This window comes from Candidatus Bathyarchaeota archaeon (genome assembly GCA_026014725.1).
Classification (GTDB): Archaea; Thermoproteota; Bathyarchaeia; order Bathyarchaeales; family Bathycorpusculaceae; genus Bathycorpusculum.
Genome location: JAOZHV010000042.1, coordinates 1 through 10463 on the forward strand (window position 1 = coordinate 1; position 10463 = coordinate 10463).

The 10463-nt window shown below is 52.5% G+C and carries 14 protein-coding genes; 1 reads left to right on the plus strand and 13 read right to left on the minus strand.

The window, feature by feature from the left end; all coding sequences use genetic code 11:
* Positions 1-205, plus strand: a 205-nt coding sequence (locus NWE95_07405; protein MCW4003720.1) for a hypothetical protein, incomplete at its 5' end; no start/stop codon positions are given.
* Positions 206-235: 30 nt separating this feature from the next.
* Here the strand turns inward: NWE95_07405 and NWE95_07410 are convergent.
* The 13 genes from NWE95_07410 to NWE95_07470 form a co-directional block, all read right to left on the minus strand.
* Positions 236-1783, minus strand: a complete 1548-nt coding sequence (locus tag NWE95_07410; GenBank protein MCW4003721.1) for a hypothetical protein — start codon at positions 1781-1783, stop codon at positions 236-238.
* The gene (locus NWE95_07415; GenBank protein ID MCW4003722.1) at positions 1708-3153 is read right to left on the minus strand and encodes a terminase family protein; all 1446 of its coding nucleotides are present in this window, start codon (positions 3151-3153) and stop codon (positions 1708-1710) included. The genes NWE95_07410 and NWE95_07415 overlap by 76 nt, the downstream gene beginning before the upstream one ends.
* Positions 3092-3571: a hypothetical protein gene (locus NWE95_07420; GenBank protein ID MCW4003723.1), complete on the minus strand. Its 480-nt coding sequence runs from the start codon at positions 3569-3571 to the stop codon at positions 3092-3094. Before NWE95_07420 ends, NWE95_07415 begins: the two co-directional genes overlap by 62 nt.
* Positions 3568-3810, minus strand: coding sequence for a hypothetical protein (locus NWE95_07425; protein ID MCW4003724.1), 243 nt, complete (start codon positions 3808-3810; stop codon positions 3568-3570). The genes NWE95_07420 and NWE95_07425 overlap by 4 nt, the downstream gene beginning before the upstream one ends.
* Positions 3794-4207 (minus strand): hypothetical protein, encoded by a 414-nt coding sequence (locus tag NWE95_07430; GenBank protein MCW4003725.1) that lies wholly within the window; start codon positions 4205-4207, stop codon positions 3794-3796. Before NWE95_07430 ends, NWE95_07425 begins: the two co-directional genes overlap by 17 nt.
* Positions 4208-4212: 5 nt before the next feature.
* A complete protein-coding gene (locus tag NWE95_07435; GenBank protein MCW4003726.1) occupies positions 4213-5805 on the minus strand; it encodes a hypothetical protein in 1593 nt (530 codons plus the stop codon).
* The gene (locus NWE95_07440; GenBank protein MCW4003727.1) at positions 5802-6386 is read right to left on the minus strand and encodes a hypothetical protein; all 585 of its coding nucleotides are present in this window, start codon (positions 6384-6386) and stop codon (positions 5802-5804) included. The genes NWE95_07435 and NWE95_07440 overlap by 4 nt, the downstream gene beginning before the upstream one ends.
* Entirely contained in the window at positions 6383-6718 is a 336-nt protein-coding gene (locus NWE95_07445; protein MCW4003728.1) for an HK97 gp10 family phage protein, read from the minus strand. The genes NWE95_07440 and NWE95_07445 overlap by 4 nt, the downstream gene beginning before the upstream one ends.
* 88 nt (positions 6719-6806) lie before the next feature.
* Positions 6807-7271 carry a hypothetical protein gene (locus NWE95_07450; protein MCW4003729.1) on the minus strand — a complete coding sequence of 155 codons (465 nt, stop codon included), beginning with the start codon at positions 7269-7271 and terminating at the stop codon, positions 6807-6809.
* On the minus strand, positions 7268-7432 hold the full coding sequence (locus NWE95_07455; protein ID MCW4003730.1) for a hypothetical protein: 165 nt from the start codon (positions 7430-7432) through the stop codon (positions 7268-7270). The genes NWE95_07450 and NWE95_07455 overlap by 4 nt, the downstream gene beginning before the upstream one ends.
* A gap of 11 nt (positions 7433-7443) precedes the next feature.
* Complete coding sequence (locus tag NWE95_07460) at positions 7444-8307, minus strand: phage tail tube protein (protein ID MCW4003731.1); 864 nt, start codon at positions 8305-8307, stop codon at positions 7444-7446.
* 16 nt (positions 8308-8323) lie between these two features.
* A complete protein-coding gene (locus tag NWE95_07465) occupies positions 8324-9340 on the minus strand; it encodes a hypothetical protein (protein ID MCW4003732.1) in 1017 nt (338 codons plus the stop codon).
* On the minus strand, positions 9337-10463 hold a 1127-nt coding region (locus tag NWE95_07470), incomplete at its 5' end, for a hypothetical protein (protein MCW4003733.1). The genes NWE95_07470 and NWE95_07465, both read right to left, overlap by 4 nt.

The window sequence follows — 10463 nt, forward strand, 5'->3', positions numbered from 1 at the left end:
CAAAGACATAGCCGACATCTACGCGCTCCTATGGTACTCTGACGTAAAATTGTCTCAGCTCAAGGAGCAACTCTTCGCCGTAATACCAAAGGAAACAGCCAGAAAAACAGTCCGAAAATTCTCAAACGAAGACATAAGCAAAGCCGCCGCTACAATAGGAATTGACAGCCAAGAAATATCACGAGTACTAAAAGAGATAACATAAAAGCGCCAATTACGCCCGTTTTATTTTCACTTATGCCCAATATTTTGGGCTATCAGCTATCTGAGGATGACCCCAAAACAAGTAAACTTTAGATTGCGAAAGCAACCCAACCAGCTTCACCAGCCTTGCAAGCTTAACCAAATCAACATCACGTATACACTGGATGTAGTCGCTTGTTTTTCCGAACGGTCTGTGTCGGCTGACTGCAAACTCTTTCTTAAACCGGGGATGCATACACTTAGCGAATGCCTCTTTCAGCCTCTCAAGCTGCTGTGCCGTAAGGTTTCCGAGCTTGCTTGTGACATAGCGTTCGCTGCCTAAAAGCTGCAGGTCAAACCCCAACCCCAGAAGTGCCTCTGAAACCGCTGAAACGCTCTTGACGGTTAGCTGCTCAGCCACCTTGCGTAGTCCAGCCTTCTCCGCAAACGGACTGTATTTCGCCATGACAGCGATCATTTCCACGTAAGGCGTCCCCGCCAACGGTAGCGTTTCACGTATGAGTTTGGCGCCTAAGCCTATTGTGCGATATTTTGGGTGGATAACTACGCGGTTGATGATGCTGAGCTGCTTGTTTAACTCCTGAATCGTCATTCGCGGCAGCACAAGGCGTCTTCCGTAGCAGGTTGGCGGCGGATAACTATACACGATAACCCCGCAAAGCTCATCTCCGCGCACGAGACGGAAGATTTTACGTGGAACCGCAACCTTGTGCCCGCGGTAATGGAAGCGGCTGAGTTTTTGCCAGTCCTCTTTGGTTCCCTCTTCCACCCTCATCTCACGGACAAGGCTGCATTCAGAGGCTGCCTCGTTTGCGTAGTAGCTAATTTGGATTTCTTCTCCGTAACGCTTACGGATTAAAACGCTGGGTTTGAGGTCCTCTTGCAGGTCGCTATGCGTAGTGGCTGCAATGACTGCTTTGCCCTGCTGCCGAGCTATTTTCTGCAAGTTAAACGCAATAATCTTAGCTGTGTCCCGGTCTAAGCATGCGGCGAATTCGTCCATGAGCCACCACTGCTTGCCAGATTCGATGAGTTTTGCGATGCGGTAACGGTACTTCTGCCCGTCGCTGAGCTGGCTGTATGTACGTAGGAAAAGAAACGCGTCATTCAGCCCCACACGGCTCAGCAACTCCAAGCCTTCCTCTACTGTGGCGCCGACTGTCTCGATTAACGGCTTCTCCGCGTCCACAGCAACTTCAGATAGGTCGATGGCTTCGTCGCCTAAGTCTGCCCTGATTGCCCTAAGCAAAACGCTTTTGCCGCTGCCGCTGTCCCCTGTGATGTAGACAATATCTCGCGGACCAATCTTGAGCTCCGCATCTAAAACCTTGAACTTCTGCGCTTCATCAATGCCCAGTCCAAAGGCTTCAGCCACAACCAAGCTCCGAGGCGTCAACTTAGTGTGCGTCTCGTAGCTGATGTTAAACGTGAACTTCTCTTCCTCCCGATTGTAGATGCGCCGAACCTGCCTAACCCGAAAATCCCTCTGCCGCCGCACATCCGTCACCTCGGAATAACTGTCAAGAATGGTTCGGGCTCCATATGCACAGTCGCAAACACCGCCAACGCAATACTCCAAAACACATCATCATGCGTACCGTTCGGATGCGAGAAACCTATGGCGCCGTCCTTGCGCAGCTCATAACGCTCCACGTTCAATTCAGTACATATGTCCCCACGATATGGCCGCTCCCAATTCAGCAGTGGATAGTAGAATTGTTTGTTCATCATGCGCTGCTTCAGAAGCGAAGCCATCTCGCTTTTTCTGGGCACGCTAAAGTTGACGCCTTCCGCGTTTTCGATGCCCGCATTCTCCATGTCAGCGATAATCGATGGTCCTTCGCGTGTGAAGTCTACTCGGATTTTTTGGAAGCCGCCCCACCTGTCCTGCAACGCTTTCAAGTAGCCAAGCACTTGAGCGTAGAGTGTGGGCTGCTGAAAAATCTTCAAATGCCGCAGAAACAGCTTATCGTTTAAGCGTTCAACCACTGAGAGGACACAGTAGTCCCTTGTCTGCGCCAAGTCCAGTCCCGCATAAAATTCGCCTTGGCACTCTTCTTCGGGGTTGAATTCTTGCAGGTCAAAGCCGCAGTTCTTCACCGTACCCACGCAGGAGACAATCAGGCTCTGAGGCAACCACACGTCCTCGTCTTCCGCCCACTCAGCCTCCATTTCCCTTCGCCAACGCGAGGGGTCGTCGCCGAATTGGCGCTTAATCTTCTCAATAATCGCGGGTTTTAGTGGTCCGTTGGGTTCCAGCGCCTGCTGCCAAGTGATATGCGTCCTGCCGAAGTCGCCAAAGTCTTTGTGGTTGCACATCTTCCAAAACAGGCTATCCGTATTCCACGGCGTCGAAGTCGCAATCAGCCTGCCATTAGTTGTGCCCAGCGTAAACAGTATCGCATCATACAAATCCTCGTCGTTGGCGGTAAAGTTGCATTCCTCCCACCAAATAACATGAAACGACGGACCGCGAATAGTGTCAGGATTATTCGGAAACGCCTCAATCACACTGCCGTTTGGCAGGCTAACACGGGTCTTTTGGATGCCCCGCTCACACCCAAGATACCTGCGGGCGAACCCGCCGATACGCCGAATGTTCAGTTTAGTCTGCCGCCAGCTAGGCCCAACAATCGCGATGTAACTGTTGGGATGCTCAATAGCGTACTTGAGGACTAAGCCTGAGACTATGAAGCTCTTGCCCGTCTGCCTTGGCCACCGCACCGCGTTAAACTGGTACTGCTCAAACTTTGCCTCCAAATCCAGCTGATAAGCGTAGGGCGTAAAACCGAAAAACCGCTCACAAAACTCCTTAAAACTATGCTGCAAAGCTTCCACCTGCCTTTTCTCTGCGACCTCATGAGCGCCTGCGATTGCTTCGATGCGGTCAACTTTGGCTTTCGCTTGCTCCAGCCGAAGCGTCCTTGCCTTTCTTCTCCAACCCCTCATACTTAGCCTCCAGTGCATCTAATCGCTCCTCAATTCCGCGATAATCCAAATACTCGGCGAAAGCGTCCTTGTAGGTCTTAGCCAACGTAGCCACAACCTGCAACCTGCCCACCTCATCCTTGCTCAACCCAGCCTCAGCACTCTTCAAGAGAGCAGCAGCTAAAATCCGCAGCGTCTCCTCCACATTAGGCAAATCCGAAGGCAGCGATAGTTGGGAAGAAGAAAAAATCGTCTTTTTCCCAGAACCACGCCTTTTTTCTTCTTTCACCACTTTCAACTTCAAATCAAACATCTTCTGCACTACCGCATCATGCGACTTTACCATAACCCTGCAGATGTCGTCGATGCTCTTGCCTTCTTCTACCAGCCGCTGAAGCATGCGGATTTCCTCGATGTCCCATGGCTTGCCCTTCGTCATGTTTTCTGCCCCACAAACAACCCAACAATCGTACCGCTCAAACCTGTGATGGAAGCAAACACCTCAGCATTCCACGAATGAAACAGCATCATGTGCGCCAACTCCAACGCGGACATGAACGCGGTCATGCCTATGGCGAATTTAACGCCCAAAACCAGCTTCGCATCTGGCTCTTCCTCAATCCAGCGTCCCCGCTCCATCCGCCTACGCGTCAACGCCCGCCTAATCGGGTCTGCCATCTACGCTCAACCTCTGCTGAAACATTCTACGCTGAAAAGTCCGAACCCGACTAAACATCCGATGCCCACCCACCATGAAACTGTTCACCAGCTTTGCCGCAGCGTCTTTGGGAATGTGCTCTTTCACCAGCACTGAGACGTCAACCGTCCAGCTGAGCGGAACCGCCGTATAATCCAAGTCGAAGAGGCCGTCGGAGTAGCGGAAACTGTTCTGCGCCAAAACAATATGCTTAACCTTGTCGCCTATAAGCCCCACGAATATGCCCCAGCTTTTAACGGGCACGTCGATGGCCATGCCGCTGCCGCTACTCTTGCCCACACTGGCGTCACACCAGCTGACACAGACAAGGTCACCCGCACTCAAACCCTCAACCGTTTTCCTTAAACTTGCTTTCATCTTGCTTACCTCGCAGTTTTGTACCTGTTAACATGATCCACTTTAGAACGAAGAGCGTACACGTAATCTGCCAGCAGCGCCTTCTCGCGACCAAGCTCCAAGGTGACTTCCAACTCGCCCGATTCGGCTTTGACGTGGTATTCGGCGCTTAGGATGCGAAAATTCCCGCCGACGTTCTCGTTTGGCAAAGACACAGCTACCGTGTCGGCTGGATACAGAGGAGTATTCCCGTAGTCGATGACGCTGCTCTTCAGAGTGATGTACTCGAACGGGTCTTTCATCTGTGCCAAAATCGCCTTAGCCCGCAACAGGCATTCGTTGTCGCTCCAGAGTTCCTCATCAACATCCACCAGCTCCCGCAACCCGTAGGCTGCTTGGCTAGCCGAATCCTGCTGGACGCTGCTGTAGCGTAAGCCGCCAAAGTAGAACTTGTCAATCCAAAACGCGCCAGAACCAGAAACCTGAACCGGATAACAATAAAACGCCACAGCCTTAATCTGTGACCAGTCAAACCCTGACTGTACACTCCATTCAACCGCGTTTGCAGCGCCTACCTTGAAGGCTTCACTAGTCCATTGGTCAGAGCCAGCGGCGGTTACGGATTGGAAAGTGAATTGGCGACTAGCGAAGCGGCTGGAGCTATCCCAGAGAACAAGCGCTGAGCCTGCTTCGAAGTAGGTTTCTTTTTGGATGGCAAAATGCAGCTCAGGATACAAATTCCCATTAACCACGCCGTTTAGCTGGAAGAGGGCGCCGCCGAAATAGTTGTTTTGCACGTACAGTTTGATGCTGTAGGGACTGCCCATACCAGTTTCCAAGCTGACCTGCCCAGCCGTAGCCGTCCAAGAACCATCCGCAGGCGTTAAGCTCTGCGTCCAAGCCACCTTATTCAGGGGCACGCTCTTGTCTTGCGCTCCGTAGATGGTGACTTTGTTTCTGACCGCGATAATCTCCTTCCAATACTCATAGGCTTCGATTTTGTCGGTTAAGTTGACGGGGCTGGTTTTGCTGCCCCTTGCGAAAAACTCGAATTTGCCATCAGGCATCGTGCGGAAATCAAAGCCTATGACGCCTTGTTTGTCGCTTTGGGAAGCGATTTTCTGCAGCAAATCCCACACTTGGGCATCCTGCACTTTAAGGTCAGTGAAAGTCGTGTCCGTGTCCTCGACCAACTCGGTGCTGCCACGTACATGGCTTATCCCCGAATAGTAATCCAACAAATCCTTGACTATGGCTTCGCCCTTGTAGCCGCTGTAATCTTTGGTCACTGTTTGGCGGAAAAGCTTCTCACCCCAGCATCTCCCAGCCACGCGCACGTAGTGCTCTGAAGGCGTTGACTGGTACTTTATGCTCTCCGTCCGCGTGGTAATGAGTTGGGGAACAGTGGTGCCTCTGCCGATGCAGATGTAGCCGTCCTGCCCCACATTAAGCGGGTAGGTGCCGTTTGGGCTGTATTTTCCGTCCCAGTTCTGCAGCAAAAGCTCCCAGCTGCTCACCTCTTTAGTGGCGCCAAGATGCACCAGCGCTTCAACCACGTCGGTTTGGGGAACCCCGACGGAGCCCAACGCAATCGTTAAGGCTGGCGGGTTAACGCTCATTGTTCGACGCCCCTCCTGTAGAATGAAGCTTCAGAACCGCCGCCCCGAGAACCAGACGTCAGCGCGGATTCGCCTGCTCTTTGGATGCTGCGGGTGTACGTGGGTGTCTCGGATGCTGCTGTGTTGAAGTTCTGGACGCTGGCGGTTGCTTGGTTCATACTGTTGGCAAAAGTCCACATGGCAGCCGCAGCCGCAACAATCACCGCAATCCCCACACCCGTCAATGCCAAGAAGGTTCCGTAGCTAATGTTCAAAGCGTTCTGAGCTGCAGTTGCTACCCAACAAGCCGCGGAATACACTTTCTGTGCTACGGCTAAGCCTGTGCTTGTACGCAGGAACACGCCCATGACGTTGACGACGGACATGGCAGAGTTGAAAACCCGCATCTCCGCATCGCCAAGTAAGCCGAACTGGTTGGCGACGTAGCCGATGGCGACGCCTGAAGCGCCCAACCCCGCAAGAGCAGAGCCTAAACTTTTCACCCGTGTAGCTAAGCTTTCGGCGTCGGATTGGATGCGGTTAAACTCGGCACTCGCCCGGTTTACTGCACGAACAGTTAAAGCGATTTCCCGAAAGCTCATAAGCCCGCCTCCGTTTTGGCTTGTTCAATGGCTGAGACAGTGACGGTTTCCAGTTCAGGCAGGTACAGCTGAATAGCTGGATAGAGATAGGGCTGAGCACGCATGTACCGAGTACCCAACTCTACGAATAGGGCGTAGGCGGCGTCTGCTCCAATTTCAGCCACCCAATCTTTGACCCGTGCGTAGATGGTGCTTCGTAGATAGCCTGTGACCATGGGCGCGTTTTTTACGGCTTGGGCTTTGACGTCGGCAGCCCAGCTAGCCAGTTGGCTGTGAACCTGACGCTGTATGCCCGAATCGAACCACTGCATAGCAGCCTTGAACTCTTCCACGCCATCAATGTCACAGGTTACTTCTACCGCCGTCGTGCTTCACGCTCCGCCTTCCGTTTCTCTTCCTCTGCCATTTCATCCATCACGTTCAAGATGTGGCAGAACTCCTGCACTGTTCGGGCTGGTTGCTTTGCGAGTTCTGTGGGTGTCCAGCCGAATTCTTTGCATAACCGAAACTCTGAAAGAGCACTGTGCGGTTTTCCTCGTCTAACTGCTCTAGTAAAAAACGCAAATCCTCATGGCTCATGCCGTTTAGCCTGTTGACTACCTTAGAGAAGAGTTCGCCAAGCTCAATTGGGACTCCGTCGTCTTCGCCCAGCAGCTTCTCCAGCGTGATGGGCTTAGACGCTGGCTGCCCATGCAAACTCGCCATGATAGTTTCCGCCTGAATGGCTATGAAATCGCTGCTCTCCACGTCCCCGCTTAGACGGTTGTATCTGGTGTGTTTTTGGATGATGCGGTTCCGCTTAGCCCAAGTTATCTCTTTGAAAACGTACTTGCCCATGTATTCTTCGCCGAATCGGCTGTCAACTTCTAAGGTTTCCTGCTTCATACCTGCGCCTTCTCCAAAACTTTTAAGCGGTTCTCAATTGCCGTTTCTAAATCAGCAAGCAAAATCGCCTGTAAATCCACAGGAAGCTTACTGATGCGTTCTGTGAAACGATTCATCAACGCGATTGTCTGCACATAAATTTGGGTTTCATTCTTCGGCATGCTTACTGCTCCTAAGAAATTGTTAATGGCCCCCGCGCCGTGAACGATGCCTTAGCGTAGATGAGGTCTTCGGCTTTTCCGCTTAGGCTGAAATCGTCCCATTTGGTGTGCTCCACAGTGACTTTGTTGGCTCCGCCAAGCCCAAACTCCAAACTGGACTGCTCCGTGTCAGCTAAGATGTCGTCGGCTTCCTGTTTGCTCTCAAACTCAAACGTGAGCTCGCCAGTGAGAAGCCGTTTGCCCCATGGCAGATACTTGGCTATGTGCCCGTTAACTGAGCGGATGACTGGGACGGGCTTGCAGCTGTTGTCAATCTGCAGCTTCCATGAGGTGACGCGTTCGCAGGTTGCGCCGCCGATTTTAACGTAGCTCTCGCTTCCTGAGATGGCGCCTGCGTACTCGGTGTATGTGGCTCCTGTGATTTTTGCTGTGGTGACTTCGAGGTCTTGGGCTGGGAACTCGGCGTCACATTCGATGATGCCGTCGATGTCGCAGGTTAGGACTGCCTTGTTGAAGCGTGCGCCCTTGTAGAGCAGGCTGATGATGTCTGTGGCGGAGATGAAGATGTCTTTGTAGTAGAGCACCTGCAATGAAAGGCTGGTGTTGAGTTCTTGCTTGACGTACTGGAGCAGGTTGATGGGCGCGTCGGAAGGCAAAGGATACTTCACTCGCAAAACGGGCTGCCGCAACCCCCGCTTAAGCGCGGCTATGTCCACTGAGCCTGTGCCTGCTACGCGGATGTTGTTCGGGTTTATGTCGGGCTCCACTAAACTGCACGAATGCCCAAGCATCGCTGGGCTAGTTGGCACTACGCCGAAGGTGCCTTCGGTCACGTAGTAGAACTTTTCTTGGTCGCTATGATAGGTGTCAACCATATTTTTTCACCTGTGACTATGAAATGGCTATGGACTCAAACAGCCACGCCACAATACCGATTTCTTCCTTGTAGAGGAACGGCTTAACATCCACCACATCAACGTCGCGCCAACTCTGGATGTCGCAGAACGTTACGCCATGCACGTCAACGGTGGCTTGGACGAAATCGCAGTGCAGAACGACAGGCGAAACCCCGTCGGAGGGGTTAGTGGTTCGTGCCATGAGGTAGAGGTAGCCGTCGTCGTTGACGTAGTTCGTGAGATTTGACGTTAAAGTGACGGTTATGGTCTGGTCTGTTTCTGCAGTGCCAACTTGAGCGTCACCCCAAGAACCTGCGGCTTGATTCCACACTTTCAGAGTCACGCCATAGCCAGCAGGCGACGCCCCAAAGCCTTCAAGCACCAAGGCAAGGCTCTTTAGACACTGCTTTCTCGGTTCATTTCGGCATTCTCCAGCTTTGGCGCCTATTTTGAGGCGGAAAAGCATAAACGCAAACTCGCCGTTGCCACTTGCGGTTTTTGTGTGTCTTTGGTCGTCGCTTCCCCAAAGAGTCACATACTCAGAATTGGACAGTTCCGTCCAAAGAGGGCTTGACGGCTCAGGTTCGGTTTGGGCTACGGCATCGTAGGCTTTGTGAGTTGCCGACGCAGCGTCTAACGGGTAAAAATTGTAGAAGGTTCTGTAGGGCAAGTTGCGGTTTTCGGGAATAATCAACAGAAGCTGCTCAAGTACCTTGTCCCGCATGACTCTGCCCACATCAGCGCTAGCCGACGGCTTGTCCACTGTGGTTATGGTTGCTCTGAGCGAATAGATGCGGCGTCTCAGCTTGCCGTCTAAAGTGTGCTTCTGTGATTGGCAGGGTTCAGCTGTCTTGGAAACTGTGATTTGGGCGTCGATGTCTTTGAGCAGTTCCCGGTCATAGTTAGCTTGCGAGCATAGGACACGGGCTAAGCCGCCGTCGTCTTTGACAACTCTTAAGCGGGACTCGATTAAGCGCAATACAGTTATGACGGGGTTCTCAAATTCGCTCAAGTTGCGATTAGCCTCCTAGCTGTGCTTTTGAAGTAGAACCGCTGATTCCCAAACGTAAACGGCGTGACGGTTTGGACTTCGTAGTCTTCGCCTTGCCTCCTGATTTTGTCGTGGACTCGGACGGGAAGAAACGTGTAGAAAGCCAAGTAGTCGTTGAGGTAGTAGCCTGCCTCAATCATGACCTGCTCAGCCTTAAGCGGAGAAACAACCGCTAGCAAATCCAGCGGCTCACCAAACGTCACAGTGGCGGCGGCTTCGCGGACAGGATACAGCGTGACGGCTTCGCCTTTGCTTCTCAGAATTTTGGTGAATTGGGTTTTGGGTTCCTCGTAGTTTAGGAAGAGCTGGGATAGCCAGCAAACTGTCGCCATAGCCCATTTGTTCTCGACTGGGCTGTAGTCGTGGTGTTTGGCGCCCCAGAACATGAACTCCGATGAGTGTTTGCCGATGACTTCTACGCTGAGTTTGAGGCTGGGTTGGTCGTGGTTTTTTCGGATTCGCCAGAGGATTCCACTGGTGACGGCGTCGTAGTAGTCGCATGCCACAGTTCGGTTGACGACGTCTATGTAGCCCGCCCAACACACCGCAGGGTCATAAGCTGGATAAGTGGCGCTAGCACGAATGCTGTTTAGAAAGCTGTAGACCCGCTGACAAGTTAAGCTCCAACCTTCCACCGCGTACAAACCCACCAAGGCGTAAGCGAAGGGGTCATCGTAAACCTCATTCTCACTCAAACCGACACGGTGCCACTTGCCATCTGCGGGGTCAAAATTAAGCCACAGCTTCTCAAAACCTTCCCTGAGAAAACCAACCGCCTTATCCATGATGCCTTGGTAAACAGGTGCGTTGGCTGTGTCGTGCTTCTCCGCTAATAGCTTGAGACCTGCTAGCCCGTAGAGGCATTCAATGTCGAATTGCAGAAGCCACGCATCCCCAAGTGTGACGGCTCGTGCGAAGCCGCCGTAGGCCTGCTGGCCCTGCATGGTTTTAAGGAAAGTTCCAGCCGCCAGCTTAGCAGAATCCAAATAGCTGGAATCATTCGTGAGTTCATGGGCACGCAGAAGGGCAGGGATGGCTCTGCAGGCGTCCACGCTGTAGTAGTATGTGCTGGTTTCTGCGCTTT